This window comes from Halomonas sp. 1513 (assembly GCA_001971685.1).
GTDB lineage: Bacteria > Pseudomonadota > Gammaproteobacteria > Pseudomonadales > Halomonadaceae > Franzmannia.
The window spans coordinates 3374047-3395192 of the sequence record CP019326.1; the positions used below are offsets into that span (position 1 = coordinate 3374047).

Sequence of the window (21146 nt, forward strand, 5' to 3'; positions counted from 1 at the left end):
CAACGCACAGGGCGCACTCCACGAGACCCAAGCGCTGTTCGCCCTGCTCGACCGCTGGGTAGAGCGCGGCTGGCTGCGCGCGCTGGACCGCGCACTGGCCAGCTTTTTCCAGCGCGAGATAAGCGACGCTTCGCCGCTGCTGCTACTCGCCGCCGCCCTCGCCAGCCATCAGCTCGGCCGCGGCCATGTCTGCCTCGACCTCGCCCAGACCCTGGCCGCCCCCGACCTGGCGCTCTCGCTGCCGCCGGAAGGCGACGACCTCAGCGACCCGCCGCCGCTGCCCAGCGACCTGCTGGCAGGGCTGGAACTCGCCACCTGGCGCGACGCCCTGCACCACCCCGCCCTTGTAGCCGACGGTAGTGGCCCAGGCAATACCCCGCTGGTGCGCAGCACACGCGACGGCAACGTGCGCCTCTACCTGCGCCGCTACTGGCAGTACGAGCAAGACATCCGCGGACTGATCGGCGCCCGCCTCCCAAGTGTCTCCACCAACCAATGTAGGAGCGGCTTCAGTCGCGATGATGCCCCCACCAACCAACGTGGGAGCGACTTCAGTCGCGATGATGATGCCACCAACCAATGTGGGAGCGACTTCAGTCGCGATGGCGCCGACAGGCGCCCGGATAACGCCACCGACACTAACCGCTTCGCCACTGCTCTTGATTCCCTCTTCCCCAGCAGCGCGGACATCGACTGGCAAAAAACCGCCTGCGCCCTCGCCGCCCAGGCCCACTTCGCCGTGATTACCGGCGGCCCCGGCACCGGCAAGACCACCACCGTGGTCAAACTGCTTGCCCTGCTGCAGGCGCTGGCCCTGGGCGAGCCCGCCACCAACAAGGTCCCGCGCCCGCTACGCATTCGCCTGGCCGCCCCCACCGGCAAGGCCGCGGCGCGACTCAACGAATCCATCGCCAAGCAGGTGCAGGGGCTTTCGCTGGTGGAACTGGCCGCCGCCATGGGCCAACAGGGTGTGGATATCTCAACCTTGCGTGACAGCATCCCGACAGAGGTCACCACGCTGCACCGCCTGCTGGGCTCGCGGCCGGATACTCGCCACTTCCGCCACCATGCCGGCAACCCGCTGGCGCTGGACGCCCTGGTGATCGACGAAGCCTCGATGGTGGATATCGAGATGATGGCCGCAGTGCTCACCGCCCTGCCGCCCAGTGCGAGGCTGATCCTGCTTGGCGACAAGGACCAGCTCGCCTCGGTGGAAGCCGGCGCCGTGCTCGGCGACTTGTGCCAGCGCGCCGAAGGAGGCCACTACACCCCGGCCACCTGCGACTGGCTGGAACGGGTAAGCGGCACGCCAATCCCCGAACAGTACAAGGATGAGGCAGGCCAGCCGCTGGATCAGGCCATCGCCATGCTGCGGGTTAGCCACCGCTTCGATGCAAAAAGCGGCATCGGCCAGCTCGCCGAAGCGGTCAACCGCCCGCTTGGCCCAGACCACGGCCAGAAGGAGAAGAAACGCGCCGTGCGCGAGATCTTCGGCACTGATGGAAAGTCACGCTACGCCGATATCGCCCGCCTCGCCCTGGCGGACGCCGACGACCCGGCGCTGGACCGCCTGGTGGTGAACGGCAACCCCGCCGGCTTTGCCAACAGTGGCGAAGGCCGCCACGACCGACGCGGCGAGCACATCTCGCCGCCGGTCGGCTACGGCCACTACCTTGAAGTGATGAAATCAGCGCGCCCCGCACAGCCCTACTTCGGCGATGGCGAAGCGCGCCAGCCCTATGACGACTGGGCGCGCCAGGTGCTCGCCGCCCACGGCCACTTCCAGCTGCTGTGCGCGCTGAGGAAAGACACCTGGGGCATTGAGGGACTGAATCCGAGAATCGGCCGCTCGCTGCGCCGCGCCGGCTGGCTCAAGGCCAGCGACCTGGAGCTGGAACAGGGCTGGTTTGAAGGCCGCCCGGTGCTCGTCACCCGCAACGACTACGGCCTGGGGCTGATGAACGGCGATATCGGCATCACCCTCGCCGTGCCCGAGGCCCGCAGCACCACCGAACACCCAAGCCGCACCCTGCTACGCGTCGCCTTCCCGGCAAGCGACGGCAGCGGCGACATCAAGTGGGTGCTGCCCAGCCGCCTGCAGGCGGTGGAAACCGTGTTCGCCATGACGGTACACAAATCCCAGGGCTCGGAATTCACCCACACCGCCCTGCTGCTCCCCGACGCGCCCAACCCCATCCTCACCCGCGAGCTGGTCTACACCGGCATCACCCGCGCCAAGCACTGGCTGACGCTGGTGGAGACTGGACGTGGGATGTTGGATGAAGCGGTGACGAGGGAGGTCGTAAGGGTGAGTGGGTTGGGGATAACATCAGGCCAAGATTAAGCGCCATAATCGTGATTTTTGGCCTTTTGGGGACCTTCAAGGAGCGTGAATACCCTTGCCTAAGGGTCTATCCGACCTATCGGACGGCAGCTCCGGCCGCGCCTCACGGGCCATGGCTGCCGGGGTAGGGCGAGGAGGACTCCATCCCATTGCTTACGCTGCAGCAAAATCCTGGTTGTCTACCACCGATCGAGCACACCGCCCCGGCAGGCTTACGAATCCTTGGACGATACGAAAACTTCCGCAGTGAAAAGCGCTTAAATCCGCTTTTAATGTAACTGATTGTGTATTATTGTTACGGTAGGTCTGTAGACGGAGGCGCATAGTAAGAAAGGCCTGCGAATCTGTCTAAGGCACGGTGGCGCAAGTTTCATCGAAGCGGGGGAACTCATGATCACTCATCGCACAGCCAGAAAAATTACCAGGGCCTTACTGCACAGCAACAACGCCAACGCGGAAAGACCAGCGATAGCCTTAGAGCAATGCCAGGCAGACGAGGGGCCGATGAGCCTCATGCAGGCAGCTAATGCCCGGCGAGATGCCGAATACCTAGCCAGGCGCAATGGCCTCAAGGAGCCCCTGCTTCAGCTCTGGAAGTTCAACTGAAGCGACCAACCCATTACACCCGCCTCATTCATCAGGGTGCTGAATGAGAGTGTTGAACCGAGAGGTTGCCGGTACCGACCCAGACACCAACGCGTGAAATGCTCATGGGATGCTCTCCTTAGACGGTCGTTTTCTGTACGTAGAAATGTTTACGGGATTTCTTTAGGCAAAAGCACCCCTCCAGGGCCTCGTTGAGGGGTGCTCACTGCGTGTAAAGAAAACGACCACATTGCATACAGCAGCTATCGGCCAAAACCTGTCTTTTAGATAGGTCTGATACAATGTCGGGGCTCAGCCGTCGGTTTGAAGCGTCAGCGAAAAACCGGTCGGCTGTAGCCTTTGGTTAGGCATTTCCGATCCGCTGAACCACTTGATTCATTGTGTAGTGAACAAACTGCTTACCGAGCTCGGTCAATTGATATTGTTTAGTATCTTCAAACGCCGATTCCATAGTGCTTGATCCAGTGCCTTTAGTGCGCCCCTTGGACGGTGGCTTTTTCACGAAACGACCGTCATAGGTCGTTTCACGATATTGTCGAATTACTCCACCAGTGCTCAGATCTCTAATTAGAAGCCTGAAGAGATCCGCTTCTGGGCTGTCCTCTCGTGGCACTGTATCGCTGACTGAACGCCATACTTCGAGTCGAGTGACTCCAGGCTGTTGATAAATTTCACGTATTACTTTGAAGTGGATTTCGTGGTAAGTGTCTAACCAATCGTTGAATAACCGAACTTGGTCATCTGGGCAGAGATGAGAAGCTGCGGCGTTAGATATTAGGTTGACCACATACTCCCTTTTTTCCTGCGTCTCTGCGCTATCCCAAGGCCGAAATGCCCTGCGCACAAGACCAAGGTATTCCTCTGACTGAATTCGCTCTTCATAATCATCGTGAACCGACTCCAAGCGACCAGCAACATCGTCCAAGGAGACCATAAGGTTTTCAACTTTAGCTTTGTGCACTCTCAGCCATTCTTCGTATAGTTCGTTAACTTTCCCTTGTTGCTTTTCGCTGTGCGCTGAAGCTCCAGCCGTAAACATGGTACCGACCCAAGGAATGGCACTCATGGCATTCGCTACAACTCGGCAATAGCGCTTCCATTTATCTTCGTGCTTTAGAACTGTTAAATCATGAAAAATAAATTCTTCAGCTCTGCCGGTCGTCAGTTCCTTGTCATCCATGGAAACACCCCCCTCTCTTGACTTGTCTAATAGCGTGTTTAGACGGTGCGCGCTATGATTAGGTGAGCGTGTCGGCACGTGTGTCCGGCAAATGCCGCCTGCCAAAAACCCCGCAATCCTTTAATCGTTACACCTATTAATTTACATGAGGCATGTATATCCCAAATTCGCACGCCTGCTGCACTTTCCGGAACAGCCGCTTTGGGTCGAAGAGCGACTGACTACCGGCTCCAGCACACGTTGAGCATGTTCTGGACCATCCTATACATTCCACCCGAGGAGGTCCATACCATGAACACTTCAAATACTGCTACCCGCAAGGCTTGGAACAAAGGCAAGCTGGTTGGTCAGAAAACCCCGCTTCGCCTCAAAGACATTTGGGCCATACGTGTCAGGCTGCAGCTTGCTGATAAGGCTCGAGATCTGGCGCTATTTGAGCTAGCGATCGATAGCAAACTGCGCGCCTGTGACTTAGTCAAGTTACGCGTCCGAGATATATCCCATGGCAACCATGTGTCTTCAAGAGCCATCGTCACTCAGCAGAAAACGAAGAGGCCAGTACAGTTTGAGATAACCGAGCAGACTCGCACTGTCTTAGAAGAGTGGATGCAGCTCGCAGATCTCCGTAAAGATGACTACTTGTTTCCAAGTCGCCGGAGTAGATAGTGTCACATGTCTACGCGGCAGTACGCGCGCATCGTTAAAAACTGGGTAACCGCTATTGGCCTGGAGCCTTCGGCCTATGGTACTCACACGTTGCGACGCACCAAGGTATCGTTAATTTATCGCCGAACGAAAAACCTGAGAGCCGTTCAAATGCTCTTAGGCCACACGAAACTCGAAAGCACCGTCAGATACCTAGGGATTGAGGTGGATGACGCATTGATCATAGCTGAGCAGACAGAGGTCTAACAGGAGCTAACGACGGCATAGGTGCTATGCCGTCGCTATCCGGCCAGAAGCGGTCATTCAGAAATAACGCCCAGCTCAGCGAAAAAATTTAGCGCAGAGAAATTTGATCCTCTGCAGTTACTTGTTAGCTATTCTTAAGCATAGCCTCGACTTCCGAGTATAATTGATCGGTTGCATCACAAGCTTCCGATGCTTCAGCAGTCATCCCCCAGAATTCATCACTGAAGATTTCGATAGCAATCAGCAGGTGTTCCGCAGCCAGACTAAGACTTATACTCTGTGCTGGTATATGCAATCCTTTATTAGTTCGCGCAAAATACAGCGACTCTTCCCTGAGCGATGAATAGATTCCCGACTCATAACCTTCAAATATTTCCTTGGCTCTTTCATTCCCAATACTGTTGGCAATGCGATCACCAATTAAGTAAATAGGGTCTACCGAAATCTTATGTTTCTTGCCGTGATGAAAGAGAGGGTCTCTTCCTCGATTTACTTTTTCTCGTTCGCCTTTCCACGAGCGCATGTGACCAGCTTTTATTTTGGCAATCTCTTCAAATATAGTGATAGATAGGAAAAGAGAAGGAGCGAAGCTACGATTCATAAATAAAGCATATGATGCTCGTATTAAATCACAAGCGTGAGCTACAGCAGCGTTGTATTCTTCATAACCATGTAAGCCTGTATATTCATCAGAAACTACCAAAGAGGCTTCATGCGCTATGCGATATCCCTTCTTCTTCACGGTGTCTCCTTTGAAACTAACGGTATGCTAAGGGGCATCAAAAGCATAGCGATGTACGAGCGCAGATTGTTGATGGCCCTTGGGGATAATTGTTAGAGAGCAGCGGTCTTACCATATGCCTCATGCATTAACTCCTTCAGAAACGATAGCGTCGCTTCCTTAGCGTCGTCAGACTCAGCCACAATCGGAGTAACCCCTCTAGCTCTCAGCAGTTCTTCTTGAACAATGTTGGGCTTCGTAAGGAAGATGTAAGACTTTGGACGCCCTTTGCCATTTGATGATTGTGTCCACTGCTTCTGTAGCTTGTGCAGCAAATACCGGATATTAATGTCGGACAAACTATAGCCAAGAAACAAGATTGTTTTACCCAGAACATCACTACGCAGCTTGATGTCCAGAGGCGACTCAAAATCCAGTCGATCAAAGTAGCTTGACTCCGTCAAAACGATGGATTCGTCATCGTCGAAGTCCCCGTGTAGCTTGACGATTTGTGGGAGAGAATCGTGTGCCGCCGCGAGATCCGAAACGCTCGCTATTTTGCAAAAGTCCTTTCCCCACAGCTCAAAAGCCCTCTCGATCCAACGGTCGTAATTAGTTGTATAGATCGTTGGAAATTCGAGCTCGACAATAGTCTTATGAATATCGGATCTTTCTAGGTCAATGTCACCTGAATGCCAAGTTGTGTCCATCCAACTTCTCAGCGGCCCCAAACTTCCCTTCTTCTGATAATAAAATTCTGCCAGTGCGAGATAGTCGCCACAACTGTGAAAGACCTCTGGATCAAAATCCAGATCTACAGCAAGCTTGTCGATTAGCCTTCCGAAAGAAGGCAAACCCAAGTTCATTGAGAGTCCCGCTCCAGCGAACAGAACGGCCCTCTTTTCTCTAATCGCCGCCGCTAGTTCTTGCATCTATACCATCCCCCGGTTCTTCAAGAATTCTGAGAACTGGTCTAAAGCACGTCTTCGCATTGAGATCTTATGCTTGTACTCGCCCATTTCCGCGAAGGTAGAATTATGCCCTTCAGGAACGAAGACACAATCCCACTGGAATGACCTATCCCCTCGTGGCTCACTCGCCACATGGCCACGAATAGCTCCTTCAAATGAGAAAAACTTTTGACCATCAATAAATCCGATTATGGTTTTTGCCTCGAGTGAGCTCTGAGAGGCCGCGCCAAACAGCTGACAAAATTTGTCCGCTTGAAGATTATCCCAGAATATTTGAGTTAAACCACCAGGCAGGCCATTCATGTAGTCGATATACAACCCTGTGTGCTCCACAAAAAGCGGGCGACCGACTTGCTTGAATGCCTTGATAGCCTTGTCCTTGACTAAACGCTTCGAGTCCTCTGTTTGCAGTTCCTCTACCTTGCTCGGTATTGGAACCACGGACACCCCGGTGTTTTCAAGAATCGAACGGGCCTCAGTAACTTTGAATTGATTCTGAGAGAGAAAGCGAATTTCTAGCACTTTTGTCCCTTTAGCATTTGTCGAGCGCTCTAATGCCGCGCTCTGCGGCAATTTTGGAGAGCAGCGGAAAATTGTCCGACAGCAGCGCTTTGTTAGGCTCAGTGACGGAGCACAAGAAACGGTGCGACTTTTTGCTCCAGGACTCGGAGCTGATCGGCAAGCCAGTCCTTGATCTCTCGTTGCTCACGGATGATCCTCGTGCGCTCCTCTCCGACTGGAAGGTTATCGAGTTCGGATTCAAGGGTACCAAGGTCAACCACCTTATGCCAGATATCCTCTTCAAGATACTTGACGATCTCTTCGTTATAAAGCCACCGAGCACCTCGGATACCTGACTGGTACTTGAACTCTGCCACTTGAGATACACGCCCCGACCCTCTGGCTGAAACGATTAGGTGGCGTGCAGCCTCGTAGATGGCAACGCGCCTATCAAAGAGGTCAAGCTTCAATTTATTCTGCGCTGTTCTCCACTGTCTGTAGGCTATGTACGAGCCAAAAATCGCTACCAGAGGGACAAGGAGGGCGCTCAGTACTGTTTTCCAATGTGGGCAGATCATAGAGCCTAACTGTTCAGCATTTGTCGGGAGGGCTGCTCTGGGTAGTCAACTACCTCAGCCATCCCATCAGCGTAGACTGAAGTTCCTCTCACGGCCAGGAGCGGACATGTCATGTGCTAGGTCCACGCTGGCATTTTGGTTTTGAAACAGTGTTAGAAAGGTTAGCCATCTTGTCATGCACCTTAAAACAGTGAATCGTAACGACTTGTAGGGGCGATGTCACAAGCGACTACAGTCAATGGACAGATACCTGATAACTTGTATCACTTTTCTTTAATGGACCGTGCCGATCATATCGGCGATATTATGACTGATCACTGACAAGTTCTTGCTGGGGGATAAGAGTAAAAAAATTAGGGCTCCGTTGGTAATCAACGTCTCCATTGATTGCGTCAACGGTGATCTGGCGGATGCAGGCTGTGCCGGGAAGCGCTCTAACAGCCAGACGCCCAGCAAGCTCTCTCGAGCGCGTCGGCCACGTGTTTACATGCAATGTCATAGGAAGATGGGGGATGGGTGTTGGATTCCATAGAACACGGCGATGTACCTGGACGCCGTCAACGAACCAGCGGATCTCATCTAGCCCCCACTCAATCGCGTAGGTATGGAGTCCCTTGGAGGCGTTGAACCCCAAGGCGATGCTCACGGGTGAGCCCCGATAGCCGTAGTCGTACTTCGCCCCTTCTGTCCCTGGGTTGTAGAAGACGTTGACTAGGAGGCGATCCGGTCGGTCGCCAGTAATTTCGATGTCGATCTCCTGTCGTGGTGAATCGCGGTGGAGGAAGAATCCGGTCACGAGGCCTGGCACATTCGTGGCCTGAAATGTCGCTTCAAAGCGGCCGAAGAGGAAGCGGCCCCTACTCGAGATAGATGCAGCGCTCAAATCCCGGACGCCCAGCGGTTCTTGCCGAACGGTAAGGATAGCGCCACCATCCGGCGCCATGGTTACATTTCCGGGCCGGAAGAGTCCGAGATTTCCGGGAAACGTATCGTCTCGGAACATCCAACGCGACAGGTCCACTACATTTAGATCATCCTGAAATCTCACCCAAAGCTCCTCACCGATAGTTCGCACATTAGACGGACTGACATCAATCCCCGTCCAGTTGTCACGCGGAGGTACGATCCAAGGTGACCTATCGTGCCGCCGCTGACTCGCGGTTCGGGACGGTGATCTATCGGCTCCGTGCCGACGAATCTTCCGGAGCCCCACATCAGGTACGATAGGATATGAAGCACTTGGTGGCGCAAGGTGAAGGTACTCACAGAGCGAACGCCAGCTCGGACTGTCATCCCCGGAAAGACTGAGCACGTCGTCTCCAAGGGTGCTGAGCACGTCGAAAGCTTCACCCCCGCCATCTAGAGGGCCAACTAAAACTATAAACTTGGCACTAGGATATTTCTGCCGTAGCACAGTAATATGAGAAGTGAGTGAAGCAATATTTACATAAGCGTCGAACCGACGGCTAGCTTGGCCATGGAGCAAGGCGGACATCTCGCTCTCAGGCAAGTCATCAAGGTCACTGCAGCAACGATAGCCCAGCATGGACAGCGCCATTGCAAGTGATGAGAGGCCGGAGCCAGCAGCACCCAATACGAATACAGGAAATACAGTAGGCCGTTGGTTAAAAGTTCCAGGCGTTTCGTCGTTAAGCACACCGATCTGGCTCAGTGCAGGAAGAATCGAGTACAAATTTGTCGACTGATAATCAAGTCTCTGGCTGATAACCGATCGCCGGACGGCTCGCACTTCAAGATCCCGAAATTTGTGGTTGATCCAGAGGTCAACGGGGCCGCGGCACGGGAGTAACCTGAGCAGACGCTGCGCCCCCCGTCTGGAGAGCACGTATCCGGATAAATACCAAAGGCCGCGTTCAGGACGATACACGCTTGGTGAAACCAGCACCTTTGGGGCACCGTACCTAACTTCCTTGTATGAAACGTAGAGAACGTCAAATGCCGCTTCAGCTTCGTCAGCATCCTCCAAAAGTTCTCCCCACGCTTGATCGACGAGTCTCCCGAATCTGTGATCGAATAACACGTCGTCCTCTAGCACTAGCGCATACGACGAGTTCGATGCTGCAACTTTCTTCCAGACGTCTACATGCGATCGGGCGACAGCGGCCTCTGCATCGCTCATCCCAATTGGGCGATCCAGATCGAATCCGGCCGGGAGTGTCTGAGGCTGTGGCTCAACAAACAGTTGGTCAGCTAGAGTGTAGTAAGAAACTAATTCAGGTATCTCGCTTCCTACGAAGCCGTCCGCCTGTGCGTCAAACGCCGGGTGCCGAATCAATCGTCGTGTAAGGGGATTGCCAGCCGCGTCTAAAATGCGGGCAAGCTCGCAATGAACGGCTGCCAAGCGATCGGGCTGTCGATCCAGATTGATGACGTAAATGTCATTGATCTGTGAACTACCTATCTCACTAATCGGGCCAAATGCAACACACCGCTGCCGGGGCAGAAAAGTGCGGCATTTTATCAGTAGTGAATGAACCAGACGCTGTGCGCCACGCAGAGGTCGTGAGAGATTCATTTCGCACTCTCTTCGGACACGTCAAACGACCTTTGATTGGAATGACGCCAGTTTCGCGCATCGCCGCGGTAGCTGAGTGGCCACTTTGAAATTGCAGTCGCTTCCCAGTCTTTCAGAATCAATAAATCACCTTCAATATCCGAGACCTTCCCCATCTCAAAGATGGTCCTTGACAAGTTCCCTGGCCCGGTTGCCGACTGGATCTCAAGAAGCTCGCCCCTTCGGGCTTCATTCAATCGTCTCGTCGATCTCATCAAAGATCGTTCGACGATGGGGTCTCCTTTTCTGCCGACAAGCGGATTATTATTGACATAGAAAATCCAATTTTTAGGCTGAGACGATTTCTTTAAAAAATCTGCAGGCTCAATCATCGTGTCCAAATCGATGTCGTAGCAAAGCGGCTGGACTTTAAGCTGCGGACCGCGAAACAAAAAACTAATGTCTGAGGCAATGCAGACATCATCAGCGTCGACGTACAGCCCACCTTCCACGAATATGTAGCATAGTCGAAAATAGTCGGCTTGCATGGCAGGGTGGTAGCAGCGACCGAACGCCAGTACATGCTCATGACCGAGCGTATGACTGATAAAATCTTCAGCACTCTGCCTATCGAAAAGTCTATGTACAAAGCCGCGGCTTTCCCACTTTGACCAAGACGAGATGCATTCTGCGACGTCTTCCGGAAGTTCCGAAATATCGTGCCAAAACTGCATGATCGTCTTAGGGATGCCGTGGGCATCATCCCTCGTGGATTGCGCTTTTTGTGTTTTCTGAACCAAGTTTCGGATGAATTCTGAACGCTGACGATGATGATCGGAACTGTCGGACTCGGATGGCATTTCGATAACCTCGGTGGCCTGGATCACATCACGTCCATCTTCTTATATAATTAAAGAAATTCCGGACAGGTAAAGGTATAACTTGACTTTCCAGTCTATCTTGATGCCTTTTTTCAAAATAGTGCGCCAGCTGCCAACCTGGCTCCATCAGCATAGACTAACATTCATCATTCGGCCAGAAGCGCCCATAGTGATCTTCCTGATGAATAACGCCCAGTGAAATCACAGTCAGCTCGAAGTGCCTTTTGTGTTAAGTTTAGCAATGGCGAGTAACATAAAAGGCGTGGATTATTGGCTGTTGTGCTGCTACTTCTTGTTTGAACACTAGATCGCTAGACGGTGACCAGCTCGGCGAGTTTGTCCACGACATCCGACATCGAACCTTCCGCCGTGCTAAGACCACTTCGCGAGCCAAGTAACGGGCTGACATCGCGGAGTGCTTCATAAGTTGTGTCGTGCACTATAGGAACGAGAAGGTCACGAGCCAGGAGTGTTGAAAGCTCTTTGTCAGCGATACCCTCTGCTTTAATACGGCTAAGAAACGCAGGAGTTACCAGAACGATCCCGACTCTCGACCTGGCCAGTCCTTTATCGATTTCGCGGAGTAATGGCGCTCCGAGCGTGACATCCTTTTCGCTGAACCATACTGAGACGTTGAGCGCTTCAAGTAAGTCGTGAAGCTCCTTTGCAGCCCCCTTCCGGTCGTCCCACGCATGGCAAAGAAATACGTCCCGACGTTCAGGCAGCTTCGCTCGCTCCTCGACGCTGCGCCGGATTGGCTTAAGTGCTCGCACCTCGGAAGGCGTGTACCCAACAGAGGAACCAGCTGGTGACCAGCTAGGCCTTGTGCTATGGGCGGAGCCTCCACTACTACTCCGACTGCTCCCCAACGAGGAGTCATAAGACGGGGATGGGTATGATCTGTAGCTGCTATAGCCATGGAAGCGGCCACCGCATGCAGGGCAGGCAGCTGCAGCAGCCGCTGAGCGATGACCTTGTACTGGTGCAGTGCATCTTGCCATGTTCTTTACCTCGTCATTTTGAACGAATCGATTCTAAAGCCTAAGCTCAGTCGCCGCTGTATCGGACGGCTGGGGCGCCTGGTTAGCGATTTACTGGGCCAATGTTTGACTTGCCTGATTATCTATTCGATCGGCTATTTCACTGATTAAATTTATGCAGCTTCGTGCTTGGGTGCGATGCACTCTGACTGTTTTTCCTTGATGGACAATTTCATGTCGCTTTATTGTCCACTCTTCCAACTCTTCCGCTGCATTTGCAAAGCCGCAGCCATTCAGAGAACTCCACAAATTCTGCGCTTTTCCGCCAAGCAACTCAACTGTTCTAGATGCGGCTTTTTTGCCGTGATTACTAACCCTATTGTGAAAGTGGTCCGCAACAGCCTCTTGGACTCGATGAACTCGGTCTTCATGGTCTGGCACAAGAGAAAGCTCGAGCGGGAGTGTCGGGATTTCGCTTTGAACACGTTTTAGCATATCCCTAACTTGTGCCTCGGGCAAATCTCGTTGCAAAAGTTTAACTATCACTTCTGCTGACACGTCGGACAGATACGAGTCGAACCCGCCAATTGCAAACACAACTGCAGCTCTCGGCAACTCTCGCACCGGATTACGAGGAGCGCCTTGCCCACCACCATGTACTGACTGATGCAAATCTAAAAAGTAGCCTGCCCTCGTCAAGTTCAGATCTAGAGTGGCTTTCGTTTCCGTTGGCATACCTATCCCTTTATCGCTAACTGTTCAGCATTATGTATAAATCGGCTGCATAACACCAATCATCGCACATGCTGCATATCCCCGATGTACGCGCTTGCTGTCTTTGCCGGCATGTCAGCTTTGGGTCGTCAGCTGTCATTCCACTATTTCCTCATAGAATGCCAACCTACCCGCAATCTCCTCCATACCCTCCAACGGCCGCTCATAACTCCACGCCACATTGGTCCGGTTACCAAACGAGAAATACGCAGCATTGCCCTTGAAGGGGCAATGGGTAACGGTATCGGAGGCCATCAGCAGCTCCATCCGTACGTCTTCGTGGGGGATATATTGCCGCGGCGGGTAGCCGCGTTCGCGAAGCTCGATAGCGCGGGTGGTGTCGGCGAGTAGGGTGCCATCAATGATGACTCGCACGCGTCGGGCGTGCGGGTGCAAGGTGATGCGGGGCTCTGTGGAAGCCGTTGCCATGGGGCCATCCATTGCGTTTTGGTTGTATCGTTATGTTGCTTTGTGTTTCACACTAGCACTTAAATATGGTTTGTCCCATTCTTGCCATCAACGGGCGCCTAGGTATCCGTCCTTCAGGCTGGCGACGATATAGGGGAAATGCATGCGGCCACCTGATAGCCACAAAACCAGCGCCTATGAGAGTTGGCGCCGTCGCCTTTACCTGATGCTCGAGCCCACCGCTCGTGACTCCCCTGGACTATCGATCACCAACCGCTTCATAGCCGGTCTGATCATCCTCGCAACGGCACTGACTGTTCTGGAGACGGAGCCGGTAGTCCGAGCGCTGGCTCCAAGCCTCTTCGTCACCGCCGAGGCAGCGCTGGCCTTGGCTTTCCTGGTCGAGTACGTCGCGCGCGTGATCGCGGCTGGGGAAGATCCTCGCTATCGCGGGCTGGCCGGGCGCTTACGCTTTATGGTCAGCCCATGGGCGATCATCGACCTGCTCGCTATCTTGCCGTTCTTCCTCACCATGGGGGCAGTAAACGCTTTCGCGTTACGTCTGCTCAAGCTGATCCGGCTGCTCAGGCTCGCGAGGCTGGGGCGCTTCTCCAACGCAATCGACGATCTCTATCAGCTTGGGACGAGAATCAGACACGCAATGCCTCACGCTCAACATGGGGCCTAAGCTCGGGACGAAGCGCCTTGTCGGTCACTAGATCTACTGGATGGCCCAGTAGATCCTCCAGGTAGAACTGCACCCCGAAATAACGAGCCGAAGTCGCCGGGCCGTCGAAGCTCACCAGGATATCGATATCGCTGTTGTCGCGAGCCTCATCGCGCGCCATGGAGCCAAAAAGCGCCAACGAGGTGACGCCATACTCGCTGGATAGAGACGGCAGGTGCTCTCGCAACAGCTGTAGCGTCTTGGTTCTGTCCATCTTGCCCCACCTCTGCAACGTCGAGCCTTCGGGAAGCTGATCACTATTTCTGCCCATGGCTTAGCCTAGCATGGGTGGCGGCCTGGGGCTGCTCGAGGGATAGGCTGTCGCAGCATCGCTTTTGCCGAGGCGTTCGGCATGCAGTCCAACCATTGGCGCAATATCGCCATTTGAGCGATAATTACGCATATCCGCCACTTGGCGAAGGAGGTTGTCATGGCCCTAACTCTGCTACCCGTCGAAAAGCGCCATCACATGAGCGCGGCGGCGATGCGTACCTACCCCAACATCGCCAACGACTGGGGGTTGAAAGAGCAGGAAGCCGCCTTGCTCCTTGGCGTGCCTGAGTCGACCTATCGGCGCTGGCGCAAGCAGCCCACGGCGGCGCGGCTCGACGTCAATCAGCTTGAGCGCATGTCATTGATCCTGGGGATCTACAAGGCCCTTCAGATCCTGCTGCCGCGGGCCGATGCCGCGGATTCCTGGTTGCGCCGGCCCAATCGCAACCCCCTGTTTTCAGGCCAGCCACCTCTGGATCGGCTGCGCAGCGGCCTGGTGCAAGATCTCTATGTGGTACGCCAGCACCTTGATGCAGCCCGAGGTGGGGGCCATGCATGACGTTTCCGCTGTCCCCTGTCTGCTGGCGCCCTTGCTACCGGATCATTCCTTCGCGTTTCCCGCCTATCGACTTGTTCGAGCGGGTTGCAGCAGCTGACGACTGGGATCTGCTCCAGGAACTTGAGGGCGAGACCTCGGCGCGTCTGCGCGAGCAGACCGGGGCAATTCACCTGGTACGCGACGAGGACCGCCGATACGGCCCCGGGTGGACGCCGGTAATGGCGGCGTTCTGTCACTTTAGCGAACACGGCTCACGGTTCACCGACGGCTCCTTTGGCGCTTACTACTGTGCCTTGACCGAGGCCACGGCCATCGCAGAAACCCGCTATCGCGCCGAGCGCTTCATGCAGGAATCCAATGAATCGCCCATGCAGCTTCAACAGCGGGTCTACCTGGCAGACCTTGAGGGCGAACTCTTCGACTTGCGCGGTAATCCTCCTGGGGCCGCCCCTCTGCTGGTCCCAGATGACTGGAGCGCTGGCCAGGCGTTTGGCCGCAAGGCCTGGGAGGCCCATGCCGATGGGATTGCCTACCCAAGCGTTCGTGATCCGGATGGTGAGTGCGCCGCGGTGCTACGCCCGCCGGTATTGTCGGCTACCTGGCAGGGCCGCCACCTTGGCTATGAGTGGGACGGTGAGAGAGTTCGCCATGTCCTCGAGCTGCGGCTGGTGGAGTGAGGGCTGTGTCGAGATGATCACACATGCGGATCGAACAGCCGCACCTCTTTGATATCGACGTGCTCCCATACGCGGCCGGTCATGTAAGGCTCGGTGGCGAGCCAGGCATCGAAGGCCTGCCGGTCGGCGAACTGGAAGTGGGCATTCGAGCCGATCATCTTGCCTTGTTCATTGAGAATCGCCCCGCCGCTGAGGAAACTCCCCCTCTTGGTGAGCTGGCGAATCCCGGCCAAATGCGCTTCGCGATTTGCCATGCGACGATCCAGCGCTTCGGGGTCGGTGTAGTCGTAGGCGATAACGGCATACTGCTTCATGTAGTGTCCTTTTTTGCTCATGTTCATCTGAATTGGATGAAGCAGCGTAACAGCACTTCCTGCGACGTTGTTGAAGGCCCGCCTACTTCGGATCGCTACCGTCCACGGTCACCCTGCCAATGTGGTTGGTGCCGCTCTGATGGATCAGCAGGGCTTCACCGTCGAGGGTGGTGCGCATATGGCGCAAGATACCGGCATAAACCTCGCCTGAGGGGATCGGCCAGCTCTGGAAGGTTTCCGCCTCAGGCTCGAAGCGCACCAGCATGTCCGGCCGCACGCCGCTTTCGTTATACCAGACCGCCCCGTCGAATATGGCGATGGCGTAGGGGTGAGAGCTCGGGCCGCTGGGTGAGTCCCACTCCTGGATATCACCGCTGTCGGGGTCGTAACGCCCCAGCCGGCCCAGCCCGGAATTGACCCACCAGATGATGCCATCTGCGTCGATGTCGAGCCGGCGCACCGTAGTGCCGGCCTCGGGCAAGGTGATCTCGCTCACTTCCATCGATTCGGGATCGACGCGCAGCAGGCAGTTCGCCCCGTTGCATGAGACCCAGACCGTGCCATCCGCAGCGATCTTCAGGCCATAGGGACGCGAGCCTTCACGCGGGCTGGTGGCCAGCTGTACATCTCCGGTTTCCGGGTCCAGCCGGCCGATCATGTTGCTCTGCTGCAGGCTGAACCAGAGAATACCGTCTTCCGCGAACTCGGCGGTGTGCGGATCGCGCGCGGCTTCGTCGGGCATGGGATATTCGGTGATCTCGCCGGTTTGCGGGTCGAATCGCCCCATGGTGGCGTTGCGGTTACCGGTGTACCAGGCTGCGCCGTCGGGGCCGATATTGACCGAGTGGGGCCGTGCGCCCGAGGGCAAATCGAACTCTTCCATCTCGCCAGTCTCGGGGTCGATCCGACCGAGGATGTCCAGCCACTGCCCTACCCACCAGATGCTGCCGTCCGGTGCCTCGACCGGATCTCGAGAGCGCTGCCCCAGCGTGGGCACCTTCCACTCTTCGAACTGGATGCCCAGCGGGCCATCGACCGGCGTCGCTGCCCGGTTCTCGCTGGGCGGGAAGTGCTCGGCCAGGTAGCCGGGGATGTCTTCCTGCTGGTCGGGAGCGCCCGACAGGTCGACCATGGTGGAGATGAGAAAGTCCCACTCCTGGTGGGAGTACCCTGAGCTGCGCTCAATCAGGTTGACGCCGTGGCAGGCAGCGCAAACGGCTTCGACCGTCTCCCGGCCTTCCCCGTCCGGCAGCGCGAGGGCTGCGAAGGGGTGGCAGAGCGCCGCTGCCAGAAAAACGGAACCAAGCGTTCTGCGAGCCATGTCGTTGTTCTCGGTGGTGGCGGGGTCCTCTGAGCGTAGCCAATAACCCCGGGCACCCCGTTATTTTCCTGCCGCGTCTTCAATGCAGCCGATGGAATCAGGCGCTCCATCATGGTCTCTCCCCAGTAGGTTTAAAGGCCCCTGTCCGTTCACGGGGCAGGGGCGGGGCAGCCTCCACCACTTGGTAGCGCGTGCTTCGCCCTCCTCCCGGCAGTTTCTCCAGGCAGCCCTTGGCCGGCAAGTCGCTGAGATCCGGGTTTTCTGACAGCTGAGGGGTGCGCTACACTCCTATCATCACCCTTCATCATGAGGTGTTCGTCCAATGCGCCATTGATGCCGCCGTCGGTATGACGGCCAGTCTCCACCGGCCCCTATCGCAGGGGGAGGACTAGGCATCGCAGGAATAGCGCATGACGAAACCCCATCTCGTACTTCAGGACGTATCCCTCGTTCTGCCAGACGGTAAAGAACTTTTCTCCGGCCTCAACGAGCAGTTCAACCTGTGCCCGACGGGGCTCGTGGGACGCAATGGCGTGGGCAAGACCTTGCTGGCACGCATCCTTGCTGGATTACTTCAGCCCACCACCGGGCACTGTCGGCGTTCCGGCAGAGTCCATTACCTCGCCCAGCTAGTGGCGCATCCTGATGATGCAACCGTGGCAAAGCTGGCGGGGTTACGGCACACGCTGGATGCGCTGGCGCGCATCGAGTCAGGCAGCACGGCAGCGGAGGACTTCGATGCCGTGGGCGATGACTGGGACATCCAGCCGCGGCTGCGCCTGGAGCTTGAGCGCAATGGCCTGAGCCACCTTGACGCCGAAACGCCCGCAGGTGCTCTTAGCGGCGGTGAGGCGATGCGAGTTTCGCTGATTGGCGCCATGCTCTCGGGAGCGGACTTTCTGATCCTCGATGAGCCGAGCAACCATCTCGACCGGCCGAACCGCCAAGCGCTGATCGAACAGCTGCGACGCTGGCCGCGTGGGCTGATTGTGGTCAGCCACGACCGGCAGTTGCTGGAATCCATGCAGCGCATCGTGGAGCTCTCTTCTCTGGGGCTGCACAGCTACGGGGGCAACTACTCGTTCTATGCCGCTGCCAAGGCACACGAGCGGCAGACCGCCCAGGAAGCGCTGGCCGAGCGTAAGCTCGAGCGCCAGCGCCAGGCACAGGCGATGCACAAGCAGCTGGAACGTCAGGAGCGGCGCCAGGCACGCGGCAAACGGCACGGCAAGGAGGCCAATCAAGCCAAGGTGCTGCTGGATGCGCAGAAAGAGCGCAGCGACGTATCGGCGGGCGCGCTGCGCAAGCACCAGACGGCCAGCTTGGCGCAGCTCAATCAGCGCGTGCGGGACGCCGCCCAGCAGGTCGAAGAGCAGACGCCGATCGCCCTGCATGACATCCCCGTTGCGCAGCCCGCAAAACGTCGCGTAGTCGAACTGGACGGCGTGGAGCTGCCTTACATAGCCGGCGCCACCCGCCATATCAGCCTGATCGTGAGTGGGCAGCAGCGCATCGCTATCGTCGGGCCCAACGGCTGTGGAAAGTCCACGCTGCTGCGCTCGATAGCAGGCAGGGTGGCGCCCTTGACCGGTGCCTGCAAGGTGACCTCCGAGCGTGCATACCTGGACCAGCGACTGCAGAACCTTGACCCGGAAAAGACAGTGCTCGAGCAGTTACTGTCAGCCAATCGCATGTCTAGCGAGGCGGAGCAACGCACGCGCCTGGCGCAACTGGGGCTCGATGCGCAGAAGATCGCGACGCCCAGTGGGTCACTGAGCGGGGGTGAACGTTTGAAGGCGGCTCTTGCCTGCATACTCTACGCCGATACGCCGCCGCAGCTGCTACTGCTCGATGAGCCGAACAACCACCTGGACTTGCCCTCGGCACAGGCACTCGAAAGCATGTTGTGTAGCTATCGGGGCACATTGATGGTGGTGTCGCATGATGACGCCTTTCTGGATAACCTCGGACTAACGGATCGCTTGCTGGCTGATGAGCAAGGCTGGAGGTTGGAGCCGCTGAGATTGGGGGGGTGAGGATTGTGGAAGGGCCAGCCTTTATTGACGCCTTTGTATATGGTGATAATATACATTCATGATCAATTGGGCACGAGTTACCGGCTTCGACTGGGACGAGGGCAACTCCCGCAAGAATGTGGAGAAACACGGCGTCGGCCAGTCCGAAGCGGAGTCGATATTTTTCAATGAGCCGCTTCTGGTTCTAGAAGACGCCAGGCATAGCCAGGCGGAAGCCCGTTTCCATGCCTTGGGTGAGACGGATGACACGCGGCAGTTACACATCACGTTCACGTTGCGACAGGGTGGGACGTTGATACGGGTGATATCCGCTCGCGCCATGCACCGCAAAGAGAGGGCCGTTTATGAGCAAGCTAAAAAAGACGCCTGAATTCAAGACCGAAGCCGAGGAACGGAAGTTCTGGGAAACCCACGACTCATCCGGCTACGTGGACTGGAGCCAAGCAGAACCCGCCTCTTTCCCGAAACTGAAGCCATCCACGAAAACCATCTCGCTGCGTCTTCCTGAAGCGTTACTCGACCGCATCAAGGTAGAAGCCAACAAGCGTGACATGCCCTATCAATCCCTGATCAAGGCCTGGCTTGCGGATGATGTCAATGAGAGCCGCCGGAGCGGGTAATGGTACCCAAACTGACGACACTGGGCGGCCGCAGCGTGCTCTTCGTGATGGCGGCCGAGGCCGAGTACGGCCCGCATCTCAGGCAGCGTTTTACCCCGTTCATGACCGGCGTGGGCCCGGTGGAGGCGGCGGTCGAGCTCAGCGCTGCGCTGGCTAGCCTGGCCCATCGCGGGCGCCTGCCGGAGCTGGTGGTGTCGCTGGGTTCGGCGGGCAGCCGGGTGCTGGAGCAGACCGAGGTCTATCAGGCGACCAGCGTCTCCTACCGCGACATGGACGCCACGCCGCTGGGCTTCGCCAAGGGCATCACGCCCTTTCTCGACCTGCCGGCGACGCTTCCGCTGCCGCTGCGCATCCCCGGCATTCATGAGGCCACGCTCTCCACCGGCGCCAATATCGTCTCGGGCGCGGCCTACGATGAGATTGCGGCCGACATGGTGGAGATGGAGAGTTACGCCTGCCTGCGCGCCTGCATGCGCTTCGAGGTGCCGCTGGTGGTGCTGCGCGGCATTTCGGACGGCAAGGCCGAGCTGCACCACGTCGACGACTGGACGGAGTACCTCCACGTCATCGACGAGAAGCTGGCATTGGCCGTCGACCGCCTCGGCGAGGCGCTCGCCGAGGGGTTGTTGGCACGCTGAGTGGTGGAATCAGCCGCCCTGCACGACGCCACAGGCGACCCGGTCGCCGGCACCGCCGATGGGCTGGCTCATGTGGTCATCGGGGTTCTCGTGGATGACCAGCGCACTGCCGTCATCGTCGAGCATGTTGCCACCGACGCTACCGTCGAGGCTTGCCCGCTCATTGAACATCTCGACCATCGCGCTGCCGTCGCTGTGGACGTAGAAGTTGGGCAGGTCGCCGGCGTCAGGTCCGTCAGGATTGAGGAAGCCGTGCTCTGAGTCATCGGGATTGAGGTGGCCACCAGAGTCCTGGAACCCCTCCTCGTGATCCTCGCAGGTACCGACGCTATGGATGTGAATGGCCTTCCAGCCCTCGTCCAGGCCATCGATGCTGAAGTTGATCAGCACCCCGGCCGGGCCCTGATCGATCGTGCCTTCCCCCACCACTTCACCGTGGTTATCGATGAACTCGACGCTGGCGGTCGGGCCGTTGCCCTCCTCGGCCATGCTCGTCAGGGAGAAGGCCCCAAGTGTCATACCGATCAGTACTGCATGTCCCTTTTTCATAACGTCTCCATATGGCTGAACGACCTTTGTTGGCCTTCCCCAGCATAGTCGCTGGGGGCGT

22 protein-coding genes and 2 pseudogenes are annotated in these 21146 nt (G+C 56.7%); 11 read left to right on the forward strand and 13 right to left on the reverse strand.

Features of this window, described 5'->3' with window-relative positions; translation table 11 throughout:
- The first annotated feature begins 34 nt into the window (after positions 1 to 34).
- A complete protein-coding gene (locus BWR19_15275) occupies positions 35 to 2344 on the forward strand; it encodes an exodeoxyribonuclease V subunit alpha (GenBank protein ID APX95054.1) in 2310 nt (769 codons plus the stop codon).
- Positions 2345 to 3293: 949 nt separating this feature from the next.
- On the opposite strand, the gene BWR19_15280 is transcribed toward BWR19_15275, so the two are convergent.
- Positions 3294 to 4130, reverse strand: a complete 837-nt coding sequence (locus BWR19_15280) for a hypothetical protein (protein APX94191.1) — start codon at positions 4128 to 4130, stop codon at positions 3294 to 3296.
- Positions 4131 to 4421: 291 nt separating this feature from the next.
- Between BWR19_15280 and BWR19_15285 the strand changes: the two are divergent.
- Positions 4422 to 5042, forward strand: a pseudogene (locus BWR19_15285) (integrase).
- 124 nt (positions 5043 to 5166) lie between these two features.
- Here BWR19_15285 and BWR19_15290 read toward each other — a convergent pair.
- The 3 genes from BWR19_15290 to BWR19_15300 all read right to left on the reverse strand — a co-directional run bounded on the left by BWR19_15290 (position 5167) and on the right by BWR19_15300 (position 7256).
- Positions 5167 to 5784, reverse strand: coding sequence for a hypothetical protein (locus BWR19_15290; GenBank protein APX94192.1), 618 nt, complete (start codon positions 5782 to 5784; stop codon positions 5167 to 5169).
- A gap of 92 nt (positions 5785 to 5876) precedes the next feature.
- Positions 5877 to 6695, reverse strand: a complete 819-nt coding sequence (locus tag BWR19_15295; protein APX94193.1) for a Sir2 family NAD-dependent protein deacetylase — start codon at positions 6693 to 6695, stop codon at positions 5877 to 5879.
- Complete coding sequence (locus BWR19_15300; protein ID APX94194.1) at positions 6696 to 7256, reverse strand: non-canonical purine NTP pyrophosphatase; 561 nt, start codon at positions 7254 to 7256, stop codon at positions 6696 to 6698.
- Positions 7257 to 7288: 32 nt separating this feature from the next.
- Between BWR19_15300 and BWR19_15305 the strand changes: the two genes are divergently transcribed.
- Positions 7289 to 7591, forward strand: a complete 303-nt coding sequence (locus BWR19_15305; GenBank protein ID APX94195.1) for a hypothetical protein — start codon at positions 7289 to 7291, stop codon at positions 7589 to 7591.
- Positions 7592 to 8117: 526 nt separating this feature from the next.
- Here the strand turns inward: BWR19_15305 and BWR19_15310 are convergent.
- The 4 genes and pseudogenes from BWR19_15310 to BWR19_15325 all read right to left on the reverse strand — a co-directional run bounded on the left by BWR19_15310 (position 8118) and on the right by BWR19_15325 (position 12210).
- Positions 8118 to 9233: a hypothetical protein gene (locus BWR19_15310; protein APX95055.1), complete on the reverse strand. Its 1116-nt coding sequence runs from the start codon at positions 9231 to 9233 to the stop codon at positions 8118 to 8120.
- Positions 9234 to 9596: 363 nt separating this feature from the next.
- Positions 9597 to 10211, reverse strand: a pseudogene (locus BWR19_15315) (hypothetical protein).
- Between the two features lie 134 nt (positions 10212 to 10345).
- Positions 10346 to 11188 carry a hypothetical protein gene (locus tag BWR19_15320; protein ID APX95056.1) on the reverse strand — a complete coding sequence of 281 codons (843 nt, stop codon included), beginning with the start codon at positions 11186 to 11188 and terminating at the stop codon, positions 10346 to 10348.
- A 332-nt stretch (positions 11189 to 11520) separates the two neighbouring features.
- On the reverse strand, positions 11521 to 12210 hold the full coding sequence (locus BWR19_15325; GenBank protein ID APX94196.1) for a TIR domain protein: 690 nt from the start codon (positions 12208 to 12210) through the stop codon (positions 11521 to 11523).
- Positions 12211 to 12423: 213 nt separating this feature from the next.
- Here BWR19_15325 and BWR19_15330 point away from each other — a divergent pair, with 213 nt between their 5' ends.
- Positions 12424 to 12681, forward strand: coding sequence for a hypothetical protein (locus BWR19_15330; protein APX94197.1), 258 nt, complete (start codon positions 12424 to 12426; stop codon positions 12679 to 12681).
- Between the two features lie 378 nt (positions 12682 to 13059).
- Here the strand turns inward: BWR19_15330 and BWR19_15335 are convergent, their stop codons facing one another.
- Positions 13060 to 13392: a hypothetical protein gene (locus BWR19_15335; GenBank protein APX94198.1), complete on the reverse strand. Its 333-nt coding sequence runs from the start codon at positions 13390 to 13392 to the stop codon at positions 13060 to 13062.
- Positions 13393 to 13597: 205 nt separating this feature from the next.
- On the opposite strand from BWR19_15335, the gene BWR19_15340 reads away from it, so the two are divergent.
- Positions 13598 to 14059: a hypothetical protein gene (locus BWR19_15340; GenBank protein APX94199.1), complete on the forward strand. Its 462-nt coding sequence runs from the start codon at positions 13598 to 13600 to the stop codon at positions 14057 to 14059.
- Here the strand turns inward: BWR19_15340 and BWR19_15345 are convergent.
- Positions 14022 to 14312: a DNA polymerase subunit beta gene (locus tag BWR19_15345; protein ID APX95057.1), complete on the reverse strand. Its 291-nt coding sequence runs from the start codon at positions 14310 to 14312 to the stop codon at positions 14022 to 14024. The genes BWR19_15340 and BWR19_15345 overlap by 38 nt on opposite strands.
- A gap of 216 nt (positions 14313 to 14528) precedes the next feature.
- Between BWR19_15345 and BWR19_15350 the strand changes: the two genes are divergently transcribed.
- Both BWR19_15350 and BWR19_15355 read left to right on the forward strand, forming a co-directional pair.
- The gene (locus BWR19_15350) at positions 14529 to 14930 is read left to right on the forward strand and encodes a DUF2384 domain-containing protein (protein ID APX94200.1); all 402 of its coding nucleotides are present in this window, start codon (positions 14529 to 14531) and stop codon (positions 14928 to 14930) included.
- On the forward strand, positions 14927 to 15607 hold the full coding sequence (locus BWR19_15355; protein APX94201.1) for an RES protein: 681 nt from the start codon (positions 14927 to 14929) through the stop codon (positions 15605 to 15607). The genes BWR19_15350 and BWR19_15355 overlap by 4 nt, the downstream gene beginning before the upstream one ends.
- A gap of 17 nt (positions 15608 to 15624) precedes the next feature.
- Here the strand turns inward: BWR19_15355 and BWR19_15360 are convergent, their stop codons facing one another.
- The gene (locus BWR19_15360; GenBank protein ID APX94202.1) at positions 15625 to 15921 is read right to left on the reverse strand and encodes a hypothetical protein; all 297 of its coding nucleotides are present in this window, start codon (positions 15919 to 15921) and stop codon (positions 15625 to 15627) included.
- Positions 15922 to 16003: 82 nt separating this feature from the next.
- The gene (locus BWR19_15365; GenBank protein ID APX95058.1) at positions 16004 to 17212 is read right to left on the reverse strand and encodes a cytochrome C; all 1209 of its coding nucleotides are present in this window, start codon (positions 17210 to 17212) and stop codon (positions 16004 to 16006) included.
- Positions 17213 to 17652: 440 nt separating this feature from the next.
- Between BWR19_15365 and BWR19_15370 the strand changes: the two genes are divergently transcribed.
- Genes BWR19_15370 through BWR19_15385 form a run of 4 tightly spaced genes read left to right on the forward strand, consistent with a single transcriptional unit; the run spans position 17653 to position 20536 of the window.
- Positions 17653 to 19278, forward strand: coding sequence for an ABC transporter ATP-binding protein (locus BWR19_15370; protein APX94203.1), 1626 nt, complete (start codon positions 17653 to 17655; stop codon positions 19276 to 19278).
- Positions 19279 to 19336: 58 nt separating this feature from the next.
- The gene (locus BWR19_15375) at positions 19337 to 19648 is read left to right on the forward strand and encodes a hypothetical protein (GenBank protein ID APX94204.1); all 312 of its coding nucleotides are present in this window, start codon (positions 19337 to 19339) and stop codon (positions 19646 to 19648) included.
- On the forward strand, positions 19623 to 19898 hold the full coding sequence (locus BWR19_15380; protein APX94205.1) for a hypothetical protein: 276 nt from the start codon (positions 19623 to 19625) through the stop codon (positions 19896 to 19898). The genes BWR19_15375 and BWR19_15380 overlap by 26 nt, the downstream gene beginning before the upstream one ends.
- Positions 19898 to 20536, forward strand: coding sequence for a 5'-methylthioadenosine/S-adenosylhomocysteine nucleosidase (locus BWR19_15385; protein ID APX94206.1), 639 nt, complete (start codon positions 19898 to 19900; stop codon positions 20534 to 20536). Before BWR19_15380 ends, BWR19_15385 begins: the two co-directional genes overlap by 1 nt.
- Before the next feature lie 9 nt (positions 20537 to 20545).
- Here the strand turns inward: BWR19_15385 and BWR19_15390 are convergent, their stop codons facing one another.
- On the reverse strand, positions 20546 to 21085 hold the full coding sequence (locus BWR19_15390) for a superoxide dismutase (GenBank protein APX94207.1): 540 nt from the start codon (positions 21083 to 21085) through the stop codon (positions 20546 to 20548).
- Positions 21086 to 21146 lie beyond the last annotated feature (61 nt).

Excerpts from the sequence above, each read along its gene's own strand:
- BWR19_15325 (APX94196.1), bottom strand. The coding sequence starts at position 12,210 with ATGGCAAGATGCACTGCACCAGTACAAGGTCATCGCTCAGCGGCTGCT.
- BWR19_15340 (APX94199.1), top strand. The coding sequence starts at position 13,598 with ATGCTCGAGCCCACCGCTCGTGACTCCCCTGGACTATCGATCACCAAC.
- BWR19_15390 (APX94207.1), bottom strand. The coding sequence starts at position 21,085 with ATGAAAAAGGGACATGCAGTACTGATCGGTATGACACTTGGGGCCTTC.
- BWR19_15375 (APX94204.1), top strand. The coding sequence starts at position 19,337 with ATGATCAATTGGGCACGAGTTACCGGCTTCGACTGGGACGAGGGCAAC.
- BWR19_15385 (APX94206.1), top strand. The coding sequence starts at position 19,898 with ATGGTACCCAAACTGACGACACTGGGCGGCCGCAGCGTGCTCTTCGTG.
- BWR19_15330 (APX94197.1), top strand. The coding sequence starts at position 12,424 with ATGTCGCTTTATTGTCCACTCTTCCAACTCTTCCGCTGCATTTGCAAA.
- BWR19_15295 (APX94193.1), bottom strand. The coding sequence starts at position 6,695 with ATGCAAGAACTAGCGGCGGCGATTAGAGAAAAGAGGGCCGTTCTGTTC.
- BWR19_15370 (APX94203.1), top strand. The coding sequence starts at position 17,653 with ATGACGAAACCCCATCTCGTACTTCAGGACGTATCCCTCGTTCTGCCA.
- BWR19_15350 (APX94200.1), top strand. The coding sequence starts at position 14,529 with ATGGCCCTAACTCTGCTACCCGTCGAAAAGCGCCATCACATGAGCGCG.
- BWR19_15305 (APX94195.1), top strand. The coding sequence starts at position 7,289 with ATGCCGCGCTCTGCGGCAATTTTGGAGAGCAGCGGAAAATTGTCCGAC.
- BWR19_15335 (APX94198.1), bottom strand. The coding sequence starts at position 13,392 with ATGGCAACGGCTTCCACAGAGCCCCGCATCACCTTGCACCCGCACGCC.
- BWR19_15345 (APX95057.1), bottom strand. The coding sequence starts at position 14,312 with ATGGACAGAACCAAGACGCTACAGCTGTTGCGAGAGCACCTGCCGTCT.
- BWR19_15380 (APX94205.1), top strand. The coding sequence starts at position 19,623 with ATGAGCAAGCTAAAAAAGACGCCTGAATTCAAGACCGAAGCCGAGGAA.
- BWR19_15355 (APX94201.1), top strand. The coding sequence starts at position 14,927 with ATGACGTTTCCGCTGTCCCCTGTCTGCTGGCGCCCTTGCTACCGGATC.
- BWR19_15280 (APX94191.1), bottom strand. The coding sequence starts at position 4,130 with ATGGATGACAAGGAACTGACGACCGGCAGAGCTGAAGAATTTATTTTT.
- BWR19_15320 (APX95056.1), bottom strand. The coding sequence starts at position 11,188 with ATGCCATCCGAGTCCGACAGTTCCGATCATCATCGTCAGCGTTCAGAA.
- BWR19_15360 (APX94202.1), bottom strand. The coding sequence starts at position 15,921 with ATGAAGCAGTATGCCGTTATCGCCTACGACTACACCGACCCCGAAGCG.